The organism is Methanobacterium sp. CWC-01 (genome assembly GCF_030323845.1).
Lineage (GTDB): Archaea > Methanobacteriota > Methanobacteria > Methanobacteriales > Methanobacteriaceae > Methanobacterium > Methanobacterium aridiramus.
The window spans coordinates 599,789-619,636 of sequence record NZ_CP040735.1 but is presented as its reverse complement, the minus strand read 5'-3'; the positions used below and the strand labels follow the sequence as shown (position 1 = coordinate 619,636).

34 protein-coding genes and 1 tRNA gene are annotated in these 19,848 nt (G+C 42.2%); 2 read left to right on the top strand and 33 right to left on the bottom strand.

Annotated features, from left to right (window positions below; genetic code table 11):
- Positions 1–18: 18 nt before the first annotated feature.
- The 10 genes from FGU46_RS03335 to FGU46_RS03290 form a co-directional block, all read right to left on the bottom strand.
- Entirely contained in the window at positions 19–1,434 is a 1,416-nt protein-coding gene (locus FGU46_RS03335; protein ID WP_286476539.1) for a phage portal protein, read from the bottom strand.
- The gene (locus tag FGU46_RS03330; protein ID WP_286476538.1) at positions 1,431–2,174 is read right to left on the bottom strand and encodes a hypothetical protein; all 744 of its coding nucleotides are present in this window, start codon (positions 2,172–2,174) and stop codon (positions 1,431–1,433) included. Before FGU46_RS03330 ends, FGU46_RS03335 begins: the two co-directional genes overlap by 4 nt.
- The gene (locus FGU46_RS03325) at positions 2,161–2,604 is read right to left on the bottom strand and encodes a hypothetical protein (protein WP_286476537.1); all 444 of its coding nucleotides are present in this window, start codon (positions 2,602–2,604) and stop codon (positions 2,161–2,163) included. The genes FGU46_RS03330 and FGU46_RS03325 overlap by 14 nt, the downstream gene beginning before the upstream one ends.
- A gap of 9 nt (positions 2,605–2,613) precedes the next feature.
- On the bottom strand, positions 2,614–4,155 hold the full coding sequence (locus FGU46_RS03320; protein WP_286476536.1) for a terminase large subunit domain-containing protein: 1,542 nt from the start codon (positions 4,153–4,155) through the stop codon (positions 2,614–2,616).
- On the bottom strand, positions 4,049–4,567 hold the full coding sequence (locus FGU46_RS03315) for a hypothetical protein (protein WP_286476535.1): 519 nt from the start codon (positions 4,565–4,567) through the stop codon (positions 4,049–4,051). The genes FGU46_RS03320 and FGU46_RS03315 overlap by 107 nt, the downstream gene beginning before the upstream one ends.
- 253 nt (positions 4,568–4,820) lie before the next feature.
- Entirely contained in the window at positions 4,821–5,375 is a 555-nt protein-coding gene (locus FGU46_RS03310) for a hypothetical protein (protein WP_286476534.1), read from the bottom strand.
- A gap of 2 nt (positions 5,376–5,377) precedes the next feature.
- A complete protein-coding gene (locus FGU46_RS03305; protein ID WP_286476533.1) occupies positions 5,378–6,331 on the bottom strand; it encodes a hypothetical protein in 954 nt (317 codons plus the stop codon).
- A gap of 144 nt (positions 6,332–6,475) precedes the next feature.
- Positions 6,476–6,865, bottom strand: coding sequence for a hypothetical protein (locus tag FGU46_RS03300; protein ID WP_286476532.1), 390 nt, complete (start codon positions 6,863–6,865; stop codon positions 6,476–6,478).
- 19 nt (positions 6,866–6,884) lie between these two features.
- Positions 6,885–7,292, bottom strand: a complete 408-nt coding sequence (locus FGU46_RS03295; protein WP_286476531.1) for a hypothetical protein — start codon at positions 7,290–7,292, stop codon at positions 6,885–6,887.
- 228 nt (positions 7,293–7,520) lie between these two features.
- A complete protein-coding gene (locus tag FGU46_RS03290) occupies positions 7,521–7,808 on the bottom strand; it encodes a hypothetical protein (RefSeq protein ID WP_286476530.1) in 288 nt (95 codons plus the stop codon).
- Here FGU46_RS03290 and FGU46_RS03285 point away from each other — a divergent pair.
- Positions 7,788–8,006, top strand: coding sequence for a hypothetical protein (locus tag FGU46_RS03285; protein ID WP_286476529.1), 219 nt, complete (start codon positions 7,788–7,790; stop codon positions 8,004–8,006). The genes FGU46_RS03290 and FGU46_RS03285 overlap by 21 nt on opposite strands.
- 60 nt (positions 8,007–8,066) lie before the next feature.
- Here the strand turns inward: FGU46_RS03285 and FGU46_RS03280 are convergent, their stop codons facing one another.
- From FGU46_RS03280 to FGU46_RS03270, 3 genes are all read right to left on the bottom strand, one after another.
- On the bottom strand, positions 8,067–8,792 hold the full coding sequence (locus tag FGU46_RS03280) for a hypothetical protein (protein ID WP_286476528.1): 726 nt from the start codon (positions 8,790–8,792) through the stop codon (positions 8,067–8,069).
- Positions 8,793–8,904: 112 nt separating this feature from the next.
- Entirely contained in the window at positions 8,905–9,171 is a 267-nt protein-coding gene (locus FGU46_RS03275) for a hypothetical protein (RefSeq protein WP_286476527.1), read from the bottom strand.
- A 15-nt stretch (positions 9,172–9,186) separates the two neighbouring features.
- Positions 9,187–12,300, bottom strand: a complete 3,114-nt coding sequence (locus FGU46_RS03270; RefSeq protein WP_286478519.1) for an Eco57I restriction-modification methylase domain-containing protein — start codon at positions 12,298–12,300, stop codon at positions 9,187–9,189.
- 952 nt (positions 12,301–13,252) lie between these two features.
- Here FGU46_RS03270 and FGU46_RS03265 point away from each other — a divergent pair.
- The gene (locus FGU46_RS03265; protein WP_286476526.1) at positions 13,253–13,576 is read left to right on the top strand and encodes a hypothetical protein; all 324 of its coding nucleotides are present in this window, start codon (positions 13,253–13,255) and stop codon (positions 13,574–13,576) included.
- A 60-nt stretch (positions 13,577–13,636) separates the two neighbouring features.
- Here FGU46_RS03265 and FGU46_RS03260 read toward each other — a convergent pair whose 3' ends face one another.
- The 20 genes from FGU46_RS03260 to FGU46_RS03165 form a co-directional block, all read right to left on the bottom strand.
- Positions 13,637–13,771, bottom strand: coding sequence for a hypothetical protein (locus tag FGU46_RS03260; RefSeq protein ID WP_286476525.1), 135 nt, complete (start codon positions 13,769–13,771; stop codon positions 13,637–13,639).
- Entirely contained in the window at positions 13,764–14,024 is a 261-nt protein-coding gene (locus tag FGU46_RS03255; protein ID WP_286476524.1) for a hypothetical protein, read from the bottom strand. Before FGU46_RS03255 ends, FGU46_RS03260 begins: the two co-directional genes overlap by 8 nt.
- Positions 14,025–14,333 (bottom strand): hypothetical protein, encoded by a 309-nt coding sequence (locus FGU46_RS03250; protein WP_286476523.1) that lies wholly within the window; start codon positions 14,331–14,333, stop codon positions 14,025–14,027. It abuts the gene before it with no gap.
- Positions 14,333–14,629, bottom strand: a complete 297-nt coding sequence (locus FGU46_RS03245) for a hypothetical protein (RefSeq protein WP_286476522.1) — start codon at positions 14,627–14,629, stop codon at positions 14,333–14,335. The genes FGU46_RS03250 and FGU46_RS03245 overlap by 1 nt, the downstream gene beginning before the upstream one ends.
- A 4-nt stretch (positions 14,630–14,633) precedes the next feature.
- Complete coding sequence (locus FGU46_RS03240; RefSeq protein ID WP_286476520.1) at positions 14,634–14,867, bottom strand: nicotinamide mononucleotide transporter; 234 nt, start codon at positions 14,865–14,867, stop codon at positions 14,634–14,636.
- Entirely contained in the window at positions 14,864–15,175 is a 312-nt protein-coding gene (locus tag FGU46_RS03235; protein ID WP_286476503.1) for a hypothetical protein, read from the bottom strand. Before FGU46_RS03235 ends, FGU46_RS03240 begins: the two co-directional genes overlap by 4 nt.
- On the bottom strand, positions 15,172–15,501 hold the full coding sequence (locus FGU46_RS03230; RefSeq protein ID WP_286476497.1) for a hypothetical protein: 330 nt from the start codon (positions 15,499–15,501) through the stop codon (positions 15,172–15,174). The genes FGU46_RS03235 and FGU46_RS03230 overlap by 4 nt, the downstream gene beginning before the upstream one ends.
- Entirely contained in the window at positions 15,483–15,740 is a 258-nt protein-coding gene (locus FGU46_RS03225) for a hypothetical protein (protein WP_286476495.1), read from the bottom strand. Before FGU46_RS03225 ends, FGU46_RS03230 begins: the two co-directional genes overlap by 19 nt.
- Positions 15,737–16,009: a hypothetical protein gene (locus FGU46_RS03220; RefSeq protein WP_286476489.1), complete on the bottom strand. Its 273-nt coding sequence runs from the start codon at positions 16,007–16,009 to the stop codon at positions 15,737–15,739. The genes FGU46_RS03225 and FGU46_RS03220 overlap by 4 nt, the downstream gene beginning before the upstream one ends.
- Positions 16,006–16,290 (bottom strand): hypothetical protein, encoded by a 285-nt coding sequence (locus FGU46_RS03215; protein ID WP_286476482.1) that lies wholly within the window; start codon positions 16,288–16,290, stop codon positions 16,006–16,008. Before FGU46_RS03215 ends, FGU46_RS03220 begins: the two co-directional genes overlap by 4 nt.
- Positions 16,287–16,553: a hypothetical protein gene (locus FGU46_RS03210; RefSeq protein ID WP_286476480.1), complete on the bottom strand. Its 267-nt coding sequence runs from the start codon at positions 16,551–16,553 to the stop codon at positions 16,287–16,289. The genes FGU46_RS03215 and FGU46_RS03210 overlap by 4 nt, the downstream gene beginning before the upstream one ends.
- A 5-nt stretch (positions 16,554–16,558) precedes the next feature.
- Positions 16,559–16,870, bottom strand: coding sequence for a hypothetical protein (locus FGU46_RS03205; RefSeq protein ID WP_286476477.1), 312 nt, complete (start codon positions 16,868–16,870; stop codon positions 16,559–16,561).
- 1 nt (position 16,871) lies between these two features.
- On the bottom strand, positions 16,872–17,444 hold the full coding sequence (locus tag FGU46_RS03200; protein WP_286476473.1) for a hypothetical protein: 573 nt from the start codon (positions 17,442–17,444) through the stop codon (positions 16,872–16,874).
- 31 nt (positions 17,445–17,475) lie between these two features.
- Positions 17,476–17,559 (bottom strand) — tRNA-Ser (locus FGU46_RS03195).
- Between the two features lie 17 nt (positions 17,560–17,576).
- Positions 17,577–18,023 carry a hypothetical protein gene (locus tag FGU46_RS03190; protein WP_286476468.1) on the bottom strand — a complete coding sequence of 149 codons (447 nt, stop codon included), beginning with the start codon at positions 18,021–18,023 and terminating at the stop codon, positions 17,577–17,579.
- 275 nt (positions 18,024–18,298) lie between these two features.
- Positions 18,299–18,460, bottom strand: coding sequence for a GcrA family cell cycle regulator (locus tag FGU46_RS03185; RefSeq protein WP_286476465.1), 162 nt, complete (start codon positions 18,458–18,460; stop codon positions 18,299–18,301).
- Between the two features lie 360 nt (positions 18,461–18,820).
- Positions 18,821–18,994: a hypothetical protein gene (locus tag FGU46_RS03180; protein WP_286476459.1), complete on the bottom strand. Its 174-nt coding sequence runs from the start codon at positions 18,992–18,994 to the stop codon at positions 18,821–18,823.
- A gap of 103 nt (positions 18,995–19,097) precedes the next feature.
- A complete protein-coding gene (locus FGU46_RS03175) occupies positions 19,098–19,259 on the bottom strand; it encodes a hypothetical protein (protein WP_286476454.1) in 162 nt (53 codons plus the stop codon).
- Between the two features lie 11 nt (positions 19,260–19,270).
- Entirely contained in the window at positions 19,271–19,504 is a 234-nt protein-coding gene (locus FGU46_RS03170) for a hypothetical protein (protein WP_286476452.1), read from the bottom strand.
- Positions 19,497–19,847 carry a hypothetical protein gene (locus tag FGU46_RS03165; protein WP_286476447.1) on the bottom strand — a complete coding sequence of 117 codons (351 nt, stop codon included), beginning with the start codon at positions 19,845–19,847 and terminating at the stop codon, positions 19,497–19,499. Before FGU46_RS03165 ends, FGU46_RS03170 begins: the two co-directional genes overlap by 8 nt.
- Position 19,848: the final 1 nt, after the last annotated feature.

The window sequence follows — 19,848 nt, the reverse complement described above, 5'->3', positions numbered from 1 at the left end:
AAAATGATAAGGAATGTTTTAGATTTCGTTCATAATTGACCGGACTATAAATGCACCCTCAGCGCCCTCCTCATGGATGAGTTTGTCCACTTGTTTCAGGGTCTGACTCTGATTCACAGGGCTTTGGTCAAGGTTTAACTCAGCTGCGAATCCCTGGCTGCCCACGATGCTAAGTGGTAGGAGATTCGCGGGTATGAGGGGCTGGTCTGCTCTCCAGTCTTCATATCTTTCCAGGCCCCGGCGGGTCCGGACTTCGTTGAGGGTGGTGGATCCGTTCTGTAAGTTGATGGTGTCAACCTCTGATTCACGGTACTCATTCTTCTTGGTCAGATTCTTCAAGGATAGGGTGGTGTTGGTTATCCCTGCCAGGGTGGATAGGCGGTTCTGTAATGGTATGATGAGTTTTCTACTCTCAGTCAAGACCGTGTCGTTGAGTGTTTCATCCTGTCCTTCACTGGTCCCGCCCCCAAGGTTACCTGATTCAATGAGCATGATCTTTGCGGGTGGCACACGGTACACGGCTTTGATAGCATCTATGATCCGGCTTTCCACCTCTGGTGTCATCATGTCCTTGTTGTTACTGGCCAGGCTCTGGAAAGTCACACCATAAGTCACCAGGTGGCCACTCTCCCCATTCTCTTGCATATCCCTAACCTGAGTTTGGATACGCTCCAGTTCTTTCTCAGTATCTGCGTAGTTTACTTTGTCACTGAAGCTCAGCAAACCCTTTAACACGTCCTTGACGAAGTATCTTAGGTTGTGCTCTGTCACCGCTTCATCCAGCATTAATTTCGAGAACAAGGAGACCAGGGGTGATAGGCCTTTATAGTCACTGAAGGGATTGGGCCGGTTAAGTGGTAGGAAATATTCATCAGGGAATACGTAGCCATTACTCCGGACATACCGTATCCTGTCACCCACCTGTTTCGGTTCGACCTTCTGGGGTGGCACCCGGTATATCGCCGCGGGGAAGCCGTAACTATTCGGGACTAATTCCAGGTATGCAGATCCGGTGGCTAATTTATCCCGGACCAGTAACTCAGTTAATGTTTGAGCATCCTGGAAAGGGTTAGGATTATTCATAAGCCAGGAGAGGTAGTCAATTTCCACCTGATCCGGTTCTGTGGGGTCCCGGGGTGTGGCGGTCCACTCCGCGGTGCTTATCGGGTCGGTGATGGCCCGGATGGCACTCTCTATCCAGGGGTTTAGGACAGCTAACTGGTGACAAACTAGGGGTGTTAATTGGAGATACGCAGTTGAGGTGTAGCTCTGCTTATAGTAGGTGAAGAAATCGTTCAGGGTGTCGAAGGAAACACCCTGTAACTGGTTAAGTGCATCCAGGAGTTCCCGGCTCTGGTTAGAGGGTTGGAGAAGATTACGTGCACCACGTGCCACTGCACTGAGTGGCTGGTTAATTGCTTGTTTCAGGTTCATATGATTTCTCCATGGACAAGTCCATTATCAGAAAATAATAAGTGAATAATAACTCCTTTTTCCGTGAAGTCTCCGGTTTCGATTATTATGGGGTCGCCGGGTATGCATTCGCAGCCAAAGTGTGGTGGTTCCGGGTAATCCTCAGGAGTGTACGGTCCATCATCAGCTAACTCTTGACATTCATCACAAGTGTTGGCACCTGCGGGTATCCAGGGAATTAGTATAATCTTCCCAGGGTTTTGTTCCTTCCAGGATCCGTAGGTGTCAAGACGCCCTGCCTTCTCGGCTTCAATATTAGTGAATAAACCAATCTTATCTGTGATCTGCTCAGTGTTCCGGTAGGCTAAGTTCTCTATGGTCCGGGGGTCCTCGAGGAGGCCGTGGCTTCGGAGTTCTTGTCCTAATTGTTTATAGGCTGCCAGTTCTTCCTTGCTGTAAATGTATTGTAGGCTTTCAACCTGGCCCCCTTTTTCGAGGTCGACTTGGAATTTATATAACTCCCTGAATACCTCAGATGCAATGGCACCTGGGAGTAGGACATGGTCATTGAATTCCGGGGAGTCATAGGGGCCGGTGGGTTGGATGCTGGCTATGGTGAGGTAACCGCCTAGTAGTGCAGCAACACCTAAAAGTAGTGTATGATTACTATCAGAGTCCTCCACCGTGGATATGTAGTAACTGTCAAGGTCCTCGATTTCCTCTTCATCCAGGAGAAATTCCTCATCACTATTCTTTTTCATAGTAGCCCATCACCTTCTTCAACCGGACCGCTTGTCGGAGCCTGCCGCGGAGTACCAGGGCACTGTCCTCAAGGTTATCCCTGGCCTGTTTTATCAGGTCCTCCAGGCGTGGTGGATTTGAATGGACGATGGCTGGTGGTGCTCCAAGCTGGGTGAGTCTTTTATTCGCTAATTTCACACTATCCATATACGTAGTGGTGATGTGGTTGGTGATGGTGACAGTGGCGGTTTGGATGTACTTATCCACTTCTTCATCAATTTCCTGTATCATATCATCCGGATCCGTACCCTCTTTAAGGATTTTATTAGTCTTTTTATAGAGCCGCTCCAGGTGTTCCAGGAGCTGTGCCCTGTAGGCCAGGACCCTGGGTGTGGGTGTTTTCTCACCTAAGCTTTTATTCGGCTTGAAGGATGGTTTAATGGTGGGCATGGTTTGTTTTTACCAGATTTGTATTTGTTCAACACGAGGCTTGATCTCTTCACCTATTTTGAATAGTTCACTGAACACTACGCTCATTGAATCTACTCTGTCTTTGAACCTGCCATTAGGGAAGTCCACATGTTCTTTGATAAAATCGTAATTCCAGTCTCCTTCTACCAGGTAGATGTGGAATAGTGCTGCGTGGTCTGCAACATTTTCAGCTCGATCCCCTTTACTACCGTAAACTGATTCCTTGACTGGTTTGAAGTCGACGCCGGTTCCCTTGAATTCTTCAGCATATCTTTCCATCTGGTCTATGGCGGCTTGTCCAGGGTCGTGGACTACGAGGACTTTCACTTTTTCATTTTTATTATCCTCAATGGCTTTGGCTTTGATGAATGTCCTGGCAGCTCCAGGTTTTTCTCTTAGGGTAACACAATCATGGATGACAAGATCATTAGTAGTGGTCCGGCTGCCCATAGTCCCCGCCGTTCGTGCAGCTCCTTGGTTCTCGCTTTGGCCTTTCTTTTTCTTTGTCCCAGCAAGATCCCATCCCCTAACAGTTTTCACCAAGTTTTTAAGTAGAGGATGACCAGGGGGTATGATCTTGAACCAATCCGCGCTGAAGATTTCTCCCTCATCAGGTATTGGTGTTCCCTGGTATTGTGCATCAAATCTACCACGCATCCTCTTTTTCTTTGCCTTTAAGTCATGGATGGGGTGTAACTCGGGGCATAATGCTTCCCCGGGGTGACGGTTTAGGATGTCTTTTTCTTCTGCGATTGCTGGTAAGCGTAGAATAACCCAAGTGTCTTTGTCAAGTACTCCTCCATTTTGCAGGTGTTCGAGAAGTTCTTGGTCCAAGTACAGGTGAGGTTCGTTAATGTTACCGTCCTTGTCATGCAGGATCCGGCCGGACAAGTCCCTTAGATCCCAGCGGGTTTGTGTGATGTTGATTAATCCCTTCTTGGATAGGCGGGTGTCAACGACATCAGTGTACCATTCATAAACATTTAGTTGGATTAGTGGACTTTTAGCTTCTTTCCTGTTTTTATGGGGGTCGTCTACGTTTATGAAATCTCCACGTTGACCGGTTAGGGCTGCGTCGGCTCCGGCTGAATGTGATCCTCCTTCATAGCCATGTAAGTCCCAGTGTTTTTTGGTTTGGCTGTCTGGCTTTAATTTATGGCCCCATATTTGTGGCGCCCATTCTCTGAATACATCCCGGGCTTGTTTATTCCACCAGGCCGCGTAGTCTGATTCATAACTACATTCAATAAAACGGTCATCAGGGTTTTCTCCCAGGTACCATACCGGGAAGTATTTAGAAATTAGTAAACTTTTACCATGCTGAGGTGGCATCCACGTCATGGACCTGTGGACTTGCCGGTTATTCATAAACAGTAAGAGATCATCAAGCAATCTTAAATGGTCAAATAATTTCCAGCGATCATTACTGGTCACCATTGCCAGTGTCGCTGGACTCCACTTGGCCTGCTCGTATTTGTTGTATAAGATCTCTTCCCCTGGCTCTAACTCTGGGGTCAGTGGGTATGCCATTCACATTCACCTCAAACACCATAGCTTCAGGTTCATCCTTAGTGATCTCATGCTTAGCCCTGACCGCCTGGATACCCAGTTTCTTCACATCCAAGGGACTGGCATACTTCCCAACCTGAAGACTAGTTTTTCCCGCCAGGTCAATGATGTCATCAAGGAATTCGATCTCACCCACTTTCTTAGCAACAGCCTTCTTCTTACGCTGCTTACTCTGGGTCTCCTGATACTTCCTGGTGGCTTCCTTGGGGATGTTGAAACGTTCCTTCCGATATGTGCCAATACTCTGTCTTGAGATATAGGCATCGTTGGTTTTCAGCCAGTCTGATATGTAAGAGTCACTCTTCCCTTCAATTATCATCTCTTCAATTTCCTTCCGGAAAGGGCTGTTCTCAACTGCTCCTGGCCTGGCCATTATTATCCAACCTTAACTGTTAAGAAATGTTAAAAAACTGTTAAGTTATGTTAAGAAACCCCCACTGTCAAGAAACGAAAAAGGTCAGTTTACACACTAAAGAGGGTAATACTTTTACACTTGCAATGTACGCCTATTTTTTTAGGATTGGGCTTCGATTATTTGTAAAATGGTTTGGTGTAATAACAAGCTGAAGGTGTCGATGAATTTTTCATCATATGGTCCTCCATCTCCACTGTAATAGCCGGTCAGTTCAAGTATTTGGAGGGAAGCTAGAACTAATGAGTATTTGAGTTCTCTTTAAAACCATTAATAATGTTAAAATAAAGACACCTAATAACCAATAAATAATTAAAGAAAATATTTGTATTAATAATTGAAAGTTATGAAAATTCTCTTTTGCGAAAATATCAAACGTATATCCAATTAATAGATATACTCCTAGTACTATTACAATAATAATTGACCAAAATACCATAAATGATACATTATCTGAAGTACTATTCGTAACACTTAATTTGGCTTCTTTATCTAACAAATGCTCTTTACTTTGAATATTCTGGCCCATATCATAAATCAAAACTAATAAACTAAATAACAAGGGTACGGAGATTGAAAGTATTGTTAACAGGTTACTAGCCATCTTTTCCTCAATTAATAAGTTAATTCCAACAAAAAAAAATCCAATTAGTATAGGAAGACAAAATAATAGAAAGACATCATCCTTATAAAGTTTTTTTGTGTCTTTATTTCTAATAGTATCTAAATGAGCCCTAATTATGTATATCGGTGTGATTCTCTCAAACATGCTCATATAGCCCCTATTTCATTAAACAAATTCTTAGCATATTCCAGTGCAATTTCATGGATATCTTCAAATTTAGGATGACCACTCTCATAGGTTTTAATATCCTTGGTTATGTCCATAAAAGGACGAATACTATTTCCATCAATATAAAACCATCTTTTATATCTACCAATTTTGACCTCGACTCTTGAATTTTCTGCATTGATTTCATCAATAGTTATAAAATCATTTTTATTTTTTTCAATAGGCATTTCTCCTTTAATCAATTTATAAAATACCTGCTTAGCTGACGGTTTTGAGTACTCATCAACTTGTAGTTTGATTTTAACCTTGCCACGAACTTTTTTAAAGTAATGATTAATCCTGTTTTCTTCATATTTAGTATGTGAAGGAATATTTGAAAACTCAAAAGATAGTATCTCACCTTTATCAATATAATTTAAAACAACCTTTTTAGGCAAATAACCAGAATAATCAAGGCTAAAACCTTTTATGTCCTTTATAATAAGCTTTTTTTCTATGAATCGTTTAAATGTATCTTTAATACTTATATTCCCTTTTCTTTCGAATATAGCAATTCCTCGGTCTGAATTATTAGGTAGATAAAAAAGGTAATAAAAAGGTTCTTCAGTGGCTGTATCAACGTCCATCTCATTTATTTCTTTAGTTTTAACATTTTTTGCTTGCCTATATTTGCCAAAAGTACCATAAAATGCTGTACCATAACAAAATCTATCTTCATCGTATACATGTTCAATTCCTAAATCTTTTCTCATTGGTCTATCTGTAAATTCCTTATTGTTATTCAAAAAGTCTACTAAGTCCATAAAAAAATCTTTTACTATTTTTTCACCATAAATTGTAATTTGGGACTCATAATTATCAAATGGTAAATACTTTTTAGTTTGTCTATTTTTTAATTGAATCATGTATGATGCTAGACTTATTTTATCCATGTAAATTCCCCTTTCTAATTTAGATTAGAAAAGAGGATCTTAATAATAATTTTGAAATATATTTTCCTACAGATATTTTACTTTCAAAATCGACAGAAAGAGTCAACATCATACTTAACTTAACAGGATCTCTATGGTCATAGTTTACATTCCGAGGATGAACGTTTTCCAGTTGAATTCTATGAAGAAGGCGAATAACCCGAAGAGCATTATAACCAGTGCCCCGAGGATGAGTTTCTGGTACATTTCGATGTTTTTCATCTTTGCCTCTCCTACTTCCATCCGGGTGTTGAGGCTGATGATTTTCTCGTTTAATGTTTTGTCTTCTTCCTCTGCATCTTGGCCTATTTGGTTCATGCGGGCTTTGGCTTCAGTTATTTGTTTGTCTCTTTCCCCGTTTTTCAGGTCTTTGATTCCCATTTGGTGTTTGATGAGGAACATGTCGTCCCTCATTTCTTTGTGTTCTTCACATGTGGCACTATTGGGTTGGGGGCATTGTGTGGTGGTGTTGGTTTCGAGGCCCAAGTTTTCCATGGTTTGTGGACCTCTCACTCTACTGCGGCTCAATGTATTGGGTTGGTGCATCAACTACTGGTTCGCTTTTTTCTTCCCGTTTATCAGCGACATATTGACTTATTACGGCGAAGATGAAGCTCCCAGCTCCTACGTAAGCTACGGGTATGGCTCCCATGATTGTGTCCTGGAAGATTAACACTATAGGCCAGGCCATGAGTAAAATAGTTGTTAACCGGTCAAAGTATATCCATTTCTTGAATGTCTCAGTGGCTTCCCGGACCCGGGCTTCACTGGTCAGTTGGCTTATCACACCTACAATTAGGACTAATGCTGTGGCATACTCGGGTGGTAGGATGCCTGTTATCGCAGCCAGGAAGTAGGCTATTATCCCGAATACGACTAATCCAACGGTGGTTAGGATGTCTATTTGTCTTTTATCTAACAAAATATAATCAACTCCATTTTTTTTTTATGAGAATAAAAATAGGGGTTATGATGCTGGCGGCCAAGGTGGGAATTACACTATAGGATAAGGTAACAACTCTTCCAGGAGGGAAATACTATGGCCGCCAGGCACATCATAATAAAAATGGGGTTAAAAAAAGTGGGTATGGGGTCCCTCTTGGGAATGTGACCCCATTACAAAGTGGCTCTAAAGTATTTGTGATGAAAATTAGAATATTCCCTGGTGTTCCAGGTCACTTTTCCATTTGGTTTTAACCCGACCACTGTCACTCCAGTGCTGGATGTCCAAGTGGTCCTCCTCGTTGAAGTAAGGGTTACGGAGTAGGTCCTGGAGTAACTCGGAAGTGATGACCATCTTGGCTTCACGGATGAGTTTCTTCTTAGCTTCCTGGAAGGTTTCTCCATGGACTTCTAAACCCAGGATGGGGCAAGTGGCGGTGACATGGCCATTACGCCCATAACTGGTGATGGGTAGTTGGTAGACGTTCCGTATCATAAAAAAATATCCCCCATAATAGGTTTTTTTAGGGGTTTTATAGACACACCCCCTGGTTGTTGGGTTCATCAAATCTTCAAATTAGGGGGGAAAATTCTCTCTGAAATTACCAATATGCTTAGTACCAAAGACCCAAGGATGGAGGGGGGTGCCTATAAAAATGAATTAATACCGCCTCCGAGCGGTGATGAAAAATAAGTTATTGTAAAAAAAACTTCTCCCTTACTATTATATGGTGGCGTCCTGTTGGAAAAAAAATTAGGTCTTCTTTTTATGTTTAAGGGACAGTGGGGGTTTTTTGTATTTTTGGGTTGATAACACTGGGAAAGATAATTTCTCCATTATCCTGATGTACTTGTCATGAGTCAAACCAATATCGTCGATAAAATTCTTCTGAGATTTGGTCAAATACTTCACATCAAAATAAATAATCCTTTTATCCCGTTTCATCGACAATATACAAAGACTGGTGACTATCTGTTGATAACTGGCCTGACGGTGCAACTCCTGTATATCATCCAGGTAATCAATAACCTCATGGACTCGACTCTTCTGGATCCGGGTCATCATGAAGTGGGTGCTGACTACTCCTACAAAGTCACGGTAGGTTTTACGTCTCCACTTCCTCTTATCACCATCAGTGCTGCGATCATATTTCATCATCAACTCCGGGTACCTTGTCAAGCCACCCGTCCTTACCTTGTCAGTGGGGTTACTTCGGCGGCGTCGGTAAGTGTTTACTTCGATCTCTAATTCACGGTCCGTTACACATATCTCGGGCAATTCATCCAGGGTCAGCTGTTCCCGTATGACAGCACCACATTCCTCACATAATATCTCAGCGTGGTAATGGTCAGTCCTGGTCCTGACCACCCTTCTACAATTCGGGCAGGTGCTTATTTTCTTCCTGAACTTCTTCAGATCCACATCCTTGAAAACTTCATTACATTTCTTCTGACACGCCTTTATAGTAACGGCCCCCACCAATTTTTAGAAACACAAAAACCAACTCCCACATAGATAATGAGAATCTAATACTAACTAAATTATTCATAGAATAAAAATATAACCCATACAAAAAAGGAGGAAAAGTAAACTAACTCTTATCAATTTCTTTCTGAATTTCAATTATTCTACATGCCCGTTCTAGTTCCTCATCGGTAAGTTCATAATTCAACGATTTATCCAGCAATGTACAAAGTTCTCTAACTCTTCTATTGTGATTCTGAACCATGTTCCACATGTCATCTTTGTGAATTATGAAAACTTCATCTCCTATTTCAAAACTTTTCAAAAAATTAGGATGACTACTAACATATTCTGACCTAACAATCCCTGCACCAATCCTGAAATCCTTTGACACCCCAAAAACCCCCATTTAATTTTTCAAACTGTCCTCGATAATCTTTATCTCATCATCAGATAAACCATACAACTCATAAACCATCCGGTCAATCTCATCATCAGTAGACTGGATCCTCTGCTGCAAAGGAACAATAGCTGATAAACTCTCCTCAAACTCCTTCTTCAAAGTCTGATAATTCCTCCTGGTTTTCACATCAACCTTCTTCTTCCTTAGTTCCTCGAGGAATGTGTCCAGGTCAAGTTCATAATACTTCTCCAACTTCTTGGATAACTTTTCAACGCCAAAGGTATGCTTCAGCCAATCAAGAAAACCATCTACTTCATCCTGCAGTTGCTTGTTAAGATCAAGCATCACATCCGCCAACTCAACTAAAGATTGCTGCTCTTCAGGAGTAGCAGGGTAGATGGGTAGTTGTTCCACGTATTGCTTTTTATAACGTAATCGTTTACCTTCTATTTGTGGACTGATTTGTTTGAATACCCAGAATAATAAATTAGAATTGAGTAAAGCAGCTAAATATTTTAAATCATAATATTTGGGTTTTTTCATGATAAAACTAGCTGTTTCACAAAATAAATTATCTTCATCTATTGTAAAACGAGGTTTTGGTGCTATTTCGGCCCAAATTATCTTTTCTTTTTCAAATTCAGCATAGTAAGCACAATCTCTTAAATTATACCAATATTTTCCCTGATCTGCTCGATTATTTAATTTTTCTTCGTATTTTTTAAAATATTGGTATAATGATGGGTACTCTGTTTCTAGTTTGATGCCACTCTTAGATAAAATTAAATATAAATTGTTATAATCAATTTTCCATTTCTTTAGGTCTTTTCCACGTACAAAGGGCTTAATTATCTCTGCATTTTTTGGATCATCTAATATTAACCTATTCTTGGTTTTTTCATCAATAACAAAGGCCTTCATATATCCAGTTTTTATTCCATAATAAATTTTGGAATCATCCAAATTCTTAATTTTTATCTTATTTCCATATATTTTATCTTTTAAATTTAGATTAACTGGGTTTTCAAAGCTCCAACTATCAATTCCCAATCGAGACTGAAGAATTTCAAATAAATTATCAACTTGAACCTTATTTTCGTTAGGATTAGTATTTTTTAGAACTACAACACAGGAATGTACAATGGCATCATCGAATACTTTATCAGAGCTGTGATCAAAATAAGATTCAAACTTTGTATCCTTTAAAATAAGTTCACGTAAAAGCTTCCCATAATTAGCTGTCATAAACTTATTTGAGGATATATATGCTAACATTCCCTCGTCTTTGAGCAATAGAAGCCCCTTTTCAAAGAAATATACATAAAGATCAGAAAGACCAGTATAAACTCTGTAATTGTCTTTTAAATATGGTTTAATTTCTTTTATCTTTTCATGTCTGACGTAGGGGGGGTTTCCTATTACTATGTCAAATCCTCCGGCTTGGAAGATTTCGGGGAATTCTGTTTCCCAGTTGAAGGGTTTATCAGTGTACTCTGGGTCGTCTATGATGCTGTTCCCGGTTTTGATGTTTTGGTCTAGGTTGGGTAGTTTGAGGTCTTTTCTGCAGACTTTTAGGAAGAGGGATAGTTTGGTTATTTCTACGGATTCTTCGTTTAGGTCTATTCCGTAGATGTTGTTTAGGAGGATGGTTCGTCTTTCTTGGATGGTGTCGAAGTGTTTGTCAAGGGTTTTATTGTCCTTGTATAGTTCATTATGGATGGCTTCGTGGATTTCCACCAGGATGTCTGCTGCTTTGCTCAGGAATGCTCCGCTGCCACAGGCGGGGTCTACTATTTTGATATCTTTGACCTTTTGATCTAATTCTTCAATATCGGATCCCCAATATTCACCTATCAATTCAGGTACTGTGTTGGGCTTTCCGGTTCGGCTTAGGTAGGGTATGATGGTGTTCCTGCAAATGTAATCAGTGATATAATCCGGAGTGTAGAAAATGCCCTCTTTCTTCCGCCTCCCCTTGGTGTCGGCTTTAAGTTCTTCGATGTCTCCGATGCTGTTCTCGAAGATGTGGCCCAGTATATTCACGTCTAATTCTGATGAGAAGTCAAAGGATGAAATGATTAGTAGGTTGTGGTAGATCGGGTTAACTCGGTCCTTGGCCGAGCCGAGGAGGTGTTCGATGTCTTTTTCATATACCTCGAAGTCCCAGTTCTGATAAGCGTCTTTGAATATATCCTGATCATCAACCTGATCCCGTATTTTCAGGAAGTCTAAGTCCTCCCGGAATAGGCCGCCATTATACTCACTCACCTTCTTGTCAAGGTTTCCTTCATTAATATCCAGGAATAGTTCGTTAAGGCGTTGCCAGATACTCCCACGCCGTATGTTCCCTTTCAGTATAGGTGTGGAGATGGTGTCCGCTGATATCTGTGCTGGTAGGAGTCCAGTGTCCTTTGCGAAGCAGATGAACATGTACCTGTTAAGGATTAACTGGGCATAGTGAATAGCATCTAACCTCCCGAGTTGACTGTTGTGTTTGAGTTCCTGGATGAGCATCAACCTGGTTTCATGGTACAATTTATAGAAATTCTTCTCCAAGTCACGCTCACTCATAAGGGTCTCATGAACTATCCTATCTGCATAACCTTTTTCTATATGACTCCTCCGGGAAAATGCGATCATGAAATAAGAAAATACATCAGGGTCCAGAAGTTCATCAGCGGTGAAGCAGAGATACTTCCCTCGTTCTTCAATGTTATATAATCTGAATTCCTGGAAGTTACTGACCATTATCCAATTAACCGAGGGCGCATCCTGGAGGTAACCCCAGGCCTGCTCCACTGGTGTCCGTTTATCATTAGTACGGTGTTGAGGTTTATCCAGATCCACAGTTTGGTCCTTAAGTTCAATAACCATGAAATCCTCACCCTCATCATTCTTAAGGGAGAATTCAACCTTGCCCCGGCCGAATCTCTTTTCATGGTCAATGTTCTTATCAAGATCATAACCAAAAATCTTTTTCAAAAATTTGTCATAAAAATAGATATAATTACTAACCTCCGACTCAAAATCCCCATCATCTAGTTTCTGGAGGTGAGCCTTGAGGATATCATGTTTAAGGATACTTAACTGCAGTTTTTTATCATCACTAAACTTCCGCATCAAGGATTTATGAAAAAGATTATTCAACATAAAGAGTCACAAATTAATGTTTATATAAACTCAATCTAAATACACCTTTCCTTTTAATTTTTAAAATTGCAAGAAAATATCAACACAAAATTCCTTTATAAAGAAGAAATACGTCGATAGAATAAAATAAATATAATTGATTTATTGGATTCAAAAAGTGGCTTGTTAACCCATTCACTAATTATTTTAAACATTATTTAGACTTCAAAAATAAAAAAAAATAGAATTTTAATTATAATAGAAACTGACCAGAATCAATTAAACCTGATTCAAAGCAATGTATTTATTTCAATTTTACTATTCCAAAATGGATAATTACCTTACATATTTACATGTTTCTATTTGTGAGGATTTAATCTGGTAACGTATGAATGAGAAATTGGAGTAGATGCATAGTTTTTGGGTATATGTAATTGTCATTTTATGGATCAGTCTTAAATACTTGAATAATTAAATAAGGATCTGACAACAATCAAGATAGAAATATAATAGAATAAGAGGAAGTCACATATTGGTTAACTGCTCGGCAAAAGTTAGTTAACCAATATGGAAGACGACAACCCACACCTACAAGAGCGTAAGTATACTAATATATACAAAATTTCAAGTATATAATCTTTTAGCATATTTCGCTTCTTTTCTGTGGGTTGTTTTTTGTCTAAAATCATTCTTAAAATGATTTCTTCCTTTCGTGATTATATATCCAATCTTTTGTTGTGAAATAAACAACTCAAAAGGAGGGAAAAGATGGCTAAAGAAAGAATACATAATCCTAAAACACATAAATACATTAGAATTAGACAAAGAACCACTAAAAACGGCACGAAAGGCCAAATCATGGGATCTTGGCATAGGGACAAATAATACAAAAAATTTAAGGATAGACTTTTCTATCCTTTTTTTTAAATGGAGGCGATACTAAATGATTCAATTAAAAATAGATAAATCTGGCATTGAAAAAAAGTTAAAGGAAATGGAAAAGGGTGCCCAGAAAGTTCAGGGTGAGAACAATGTTCCCTTCAAGGAATTGTTCAATCCATCATTCATGAGAAAAAACACCCAACACAACAGTATCGATGAGATGTTGGATAATAGTGGATTCAAAATTGAAAATAGCAAAGATTTTGAAGCTGTAGATGATAGTGAATGGGATGAATACGTGCGCAAAACTACAAGATTTGAAAATTGGGATGAAATGATGTCCGATGCTTCAAAGTTATGGGTTTTAAAACAAATCGGACTCTGAACACATGTTTTTGAAGGTTGGATTTTCCAACCATCTTTTTTTTAGATCAAAAATTAAGGATCATTCTAAATTTTTTTTGATGTCGAATACTGCCCTTATTTTGATTTCACCTTTACCTTTGCAGATTTGGCAGGGTTCTCCCATATCGTAGCCTGTGGCTTGGCAGAGTGGACATGGCACCGTAGTTTCAGTCATAAAATCCCTCCAAGGTTGTTTGAATTGTCTTATCAGCTCGTTCATCAACATCCAATTCCATAGCCCCACATATCGGGCACATCCAACTACCAATCGGGGCACCACGTATGAACCGGTCACCTCTTTCAGGGTCCCCCACGGGATAGTGGAGTCGTGCCTGGCAGGTTTCACATACCGCCGCGACTGGGTAACACTTAACACAGTTATGGATGTATTCTTTTTCTGGACATTTGCCTGGGTCGCAGCTGTACATCTATAGTGTCTCCAGTGGACACCAATTAGGGAATCCTCGTAGTTGCTCTGCAAATTCAGGCTCACCAAAAAGTGCAATAGGCTTTCTAAAATCCCAATACTGTCCATGAGTTATTCTGCGGACATTTTCTCGGAAACTTTCCTCCGGATTGTATAAACAAACTATCCTCGGATTTCCCCCGGCCCCCATAGGATGGCTGAAAAATGTGTAACCTAAATATGTTTTAAATAGTCCTGGTCTGTATGGTTCTTGGTCATGTTCATTGAATCCACAATCACAGCATCGGTTTATAGGTATTTTTAGTGCCATTATAGTGCCTCCAGTAGGTCTCCGCTGTTCCTGCTCCGGTGGATTAACTGGATGCCATCACTTGTCTCCAGGGCTATGATAAAACACCGACAATCCCCACCTAACAATTCTTTTACGATGGGTAGCAGGGCTTCCAAGTCCGTTGGGGAGTCATCAAGTTTTCTTTGATGATCTTCTTCTGTTTCCCTGATACGGGCCTGGACATGTCTTCGTAGCCGTTCCTGGCCAGATAATTTAGTATTGCATCTATGGAGTTTCCTATTGGTTTCTTCGATGTTGTCAGATATCTTCTCCATTTCATCACCCACTCCATTGTATGAATCCCATTACTGCTAATCCAAAATAAAGAAAAAACATTATCCCAATATTCCAACTTCCCTTAGTATAGGCTTGGTACATGAGTATGGGGTTGCTAATCATCCAGAACATGAATCCATAGACTGATTGGTAGGCGTTTAGGATGGTGCCCAGGAGGCCTAGGAGAGATGCAAGCCAGAAAAGTTTATTCTGTTGTATGTCCTGTAGGATGTTCACTGGTAACCCTCCAGGCGTTCTAATCCGATTAAGATGATGCTGCTCTGTGTAGTTAAGTAGGGGTAGTACTGTTGCAGCTCCTTGAGGGCCTCCAGCCGGGTAGTGGTGTCCGTGTCGTAGGTGAGTGTGCTGGTGGGGACGCGGTCCAGGGTGGTCTCATGTGTGAAGGTTACCCTGGATTTGAACCGGGTCATGGGGGTCTGGCAGGTTACTATCATTCCTTCAGTGAGGTCGGTTGTCTTCCTGATAGTAGTGAACCATCTGCCCTGGAGTTTCGGGTACAACTTCTCGAATTTAACAGTCTTCAAGGCAGCACCTCTTTCACTGGAGTGGTGGCCAGGGATGTTTGTTGGTTCACACCCCTCAACTCTGAAAGTTTAAACACACTTGCCCAGATATGTTTACAAATGAAGCTGCCATTGAGGCCTATTTCACTGTTCCCGTACTGGTGTCGGTACTCATAATCCTGGCAGGGATTACACCGGGCCACACCCTCCTGGAGGTCGAACTCCACCAGGTACATTTGTTTCCCACTTTGGACCTCGAATTGCAGGAGCTCCTCATCCTCATGGACCAACTCTACACTGCCTTTTTGGTAGAGTCGCCAGCCATTACTCATCCGGGTAGTCGCCATAACCGTCCCTCATGCTTATTATCATACTTGAACAAACCACTCCTGCCAATGAGTTGCCCCATACTCCTTTCATTCATCCCCTTGAGGAAAATCTCATCCCCCAGGATATCATACAAATCATGAGTATACAATGGCCCCCGACTCTGGAGATAATACTCCACCCCCTGCAATAACACCCGGCGGGTCTTAATTGCCTGGCCAGGGGTGTACCTCCTCACACTATTATGGGCATAACTCATGGAAGGTCACCCGCCAAGGCGTTAATATCCCCCACCCCCTCAAGTTCGGGGGTTTCACCCGTAGCCAGGATAGATACACCCCGACCCCTTATGAAACCAGGATGGCCACGGCCACGCTCCGTGATAAAGTAGACCATGACAGGTCCCTCCTCACCACGTGGTAGTTTCAAGTTCTCCAAGTAGACACTCGGATACTTCCGCATACCCACCTGGATATCCACCACCTTCCCAATCAGGTCCAGGACTTCCAGGTTATTCCAGGACTTCATCCCAAGGCCTCCAAGACGCCGGTGTCACATAGTTCAATGAAGTCTTTCTTTAAGGATTCTAATTTTTGGATTTTAAAGATGGTTTTATACGCTGATTGTTCCTGTTCCTTGGTATAGTGGGTTAAAAATTCAAATATCCTAATAGAATCTTTAGTTCTTTCGATATCCTGGTCTATTAGTCCGATAATGTAGTCTTTTAGGATGATTTCTTCAGTGTCTTTCTGGCAATTCTTGCAGTCGATACACACCAAGCTTTCATTTATTTCACACATAGGCCTCATGAAACACTCCTCCTGAAGAACCTTTTAACCTTGTCAAGGAAGCCAGTAGTAGCTCCGTTGGGTTTATCTGTTTCATGCCAGTGGAGGTCCCTGCATTTGCGTTCTAGTGCCGTTGTGGTCCGTTCATAAATCCCTGGTTTGAACTTGGATAGTATCTCGAATTGCTTAGCCACCTCACCGTAGTCTTGGCCTTTCTCGACGCGGAGGGTGTAGAGGAGCTCCAGCTCCTCGTCTGTGTAGTTCCGGGCACCCTTAGTCTTCAAACTACTCACTCCTTGTTTTCCACAGCAGTTTTCACAGCCTCTTCCAGGATGGATTTATCATCAAGGAATTGGTCCAGGGTGGAGCCATTACTTCCCCGCCTAATGGAAGTTATCTCCAGTTCAATATCCTCAAGCTTAGCCTCAGCAACAGTCTTCTTTTTCGTAAGCTCCAGCATAATATCAAAAACGTCTTCTTCACTTTGTTCGAGGTATTTTATCCTCAGGGTTAACTCCGCAATTTTCTGCTGTAACTTGTCCTTCTGCTGTTCCAGCTTATTCAGAACACCAACTAACACTTCAAGGGGGGTTCGATACATCCTAACTACCTCCTTCTGCTTTGACCTCACGGGCCAACTGGGCCTTCAACCTGGATAAATCCACAGGCTCCAGGTCAGGGTCACTCTCCGCTATCTGGATTATAGCTTCGGGGGTGTCCTCCTTGTTCTGGTCCTTCAGGAGTTTTCGGTAATGCTCGATGGTATTCACAGCCTCCCGGTCTTCACCTTCCAGTATCGTGGGGCTGTTGGCTTCATCCTCATCCTCACCAGCAGCTCCACTTTCCCGGTCCACATTTGCTGGCCGCCGAAAGACATCGAATAACTTCAATCCCTGATGGGGTGGTATGGGCTTCTTCGCACCCTGATACACAATCCGGACCTCCCAACCCAATGGGACCTGCTCCATCAACGGATCAAGTATAGTCGTCCCGAGGATGTCCCTGGTCTCACCAGTTTCTAATTCAAGGGTGTGGAAGGTGTAATTCCTGGCACCCACATTATCCCTACGCTTGATATAGTATCCTACGATTTCATCACCCTTATTCACGGGTGTCCACCGGTTCATAGCCCGAACCTGCTCCCACTCACGACTCTCTTTTGCTTTGCCTTTCATACAAATTCACCTCGAAATATTCCTTAATGGACGCCAGGACCAGGATTCGAACCTGGGAACACCAGTTGGTGCACGGATTAGCAGTCCGTCCCCATAACCACTAGGGCACCCTGGCAAAATTCTAACCCCCAATTACCCCACTTCGATCAGATCCTCCTCACCAGTTGGAGTTTTATTTTCCCATGAGACTGTTGAAGCCCGTTTAATCCACCCCACGGTCATTAAAAATTTCTCCCACTTCTCAATCGTCCGATCATCCAACACATGGAGTTCTTCTTTGATAAAAGCACGGAGAACCTTCACTCCAATCTGATTATCCATAAAAAACCGTTTCTGAAATGTTGCCAGGAACTTTTTCTGTCTTTGCGAGAAATTTGTGTGTGCAGCAGGTTCGGATGTTTCAACTCCTAACTGTTCACAATACTTCTCAACCCCTTCAATAGCTAAATGGTTTTTAAGCGCGGTTTCTACCTCTATACTTAGGGCAGCGTATAGTCTACCATTTTTATTTAGAACATGGGCTTTAAAATCAGCTAATAATTGTTTGTCATTTATCCGGACGGTTAACCTGTCATTCATGTTAACCCTCCAGTGTGCAAGGAGATGTTGACAGATGTAACCATTGGCAACATCTTACAAGGAGATGTTGACAGATGTGTAACAACATTTTGTATATAAATAATATATATATAAATAAAAGTATTACTATTTATATATATATAATAATTATTCAAAAAAACAATGCCATTTACACCTTCTTTTTGCAGACCAATTTCACGCCCTGGCCTAACACACAAAGAATTTGCAAAATGTTCAAGAATCATACTAAACTCATCCCCAAGTATTATGGCCCCTCACCACTTCCAAGTGTTAGTCAAACCCTCACGGACCAGTTTGTTCTTCACCGCGTTGCTGGTCCGGCCTATACTATCCCCGATTTCCTTGTAGGATAGGCCGTCACGCCTGAGCCTGTGGAGGGTTTCTACATCCTCCCGGCTCCAGTAATTACCCACCATACAACACCACCCACAAGTTAGGGTCACCCATGAATGCTAAGAACAAGATTGCAGCAATCATCAAGGCCCAGGCACTAGCCACCCACAAAGCCACCAATAACCTGGGCCTCCTGATAAACCACTCCAAGGGATGACTCCAGAATGATACTCTCTCCACCCTGGCCTCCAGCCTTGGGTGTGGTGGCCTGTTCACCGCATCCTTAATCGGGACGCTGTAGCCACAGGTGGTGCAGGTGAAACGGTGCTTATACTCCTTCATTGGTCGTCTGCAATCCTCACACAACATTCACATCACCTTCCTTGGTTTCCAGAAAAACCGGTAATAGAGTAGGGTGTAGGCCCGGCTCCAGAAACTACCCTTCAAAGTTCATTCCCCCATGCATCAATGTAGCCACGGAAGAGATGAGTCAAGACCACCGTGGCCTCGAAGGCATCATCCCCCGCCTTCTCCAGGATACTGTCAATTAACTTCGAGATTTTGGCCACATCCACATTCCAACTGTCATCCTCATAGAAGGCCACGGATTCCTTCATTCCCTCACCTCCACTCCAAGGATTTCCAGGTCATCCAATACCTGGCCATCATCATGAGTCTCTAAATATTGATGAAGAACAGTTAACAGGGCCGCCTTGGAAATCATACCAACACCACCTTACTAAAGGGGCAAACTACCCGGCAGGGCTCCTCCGAACACTCCAGGGATTCTGCCTCCATGGGTAACCCACATTCCTGGCGGGTTGCCCTGCAAATACCTTCATTAAACCGTTCTTCCATCCTTGTGTGTTTCTCCCAGTTCATTACCATCATTATCACCTGCCTTTGAGTATTTTAACATGCCAGAGCCTATCCTGCGCGGCCAGGTACACGGAGTCCCCCCCACGAAGCTCTTCCTGGTCCAGTGGAGACGTAACTTCTAACGTCTCTAGGTATCCATTCACCACGTCTCCAGCCACGCAGGCTTTGAATCTGGCAATACATCCATCACGGACCCGGCTCAACACCAGATCCGGTGACCTTGAAAAAAAAGTACGGAAATCAGACATGACTTTCAGCCTCCTCTTCCCTGGGCCTGATGTCATCAACGATTTTAGCCTTTAAGAGGGTGGAGGCCAGGAGGACATCCCGGTACATCAATGTGGAACGCATTTCATCCTCTGCGATAAGTCCAATCTCCCCTGCCAGGGCCAGGGCATAATCCTCAACAGCCCGGCGGTAAGCAAGGAGGGCGGCTTCACTCATCTTATGATTCCGGCGCATCAGGGGTGATTTGCTACCTGTTTGTAGTAGTCGTTTGAGGGGTGCCAGGGCTAACTCGTATTTGCGGCCATCCTCCTTGATACGCTGAGCTTCCCATCCCTCAGGGGTTAAAAAACAAGGACTGGCCATC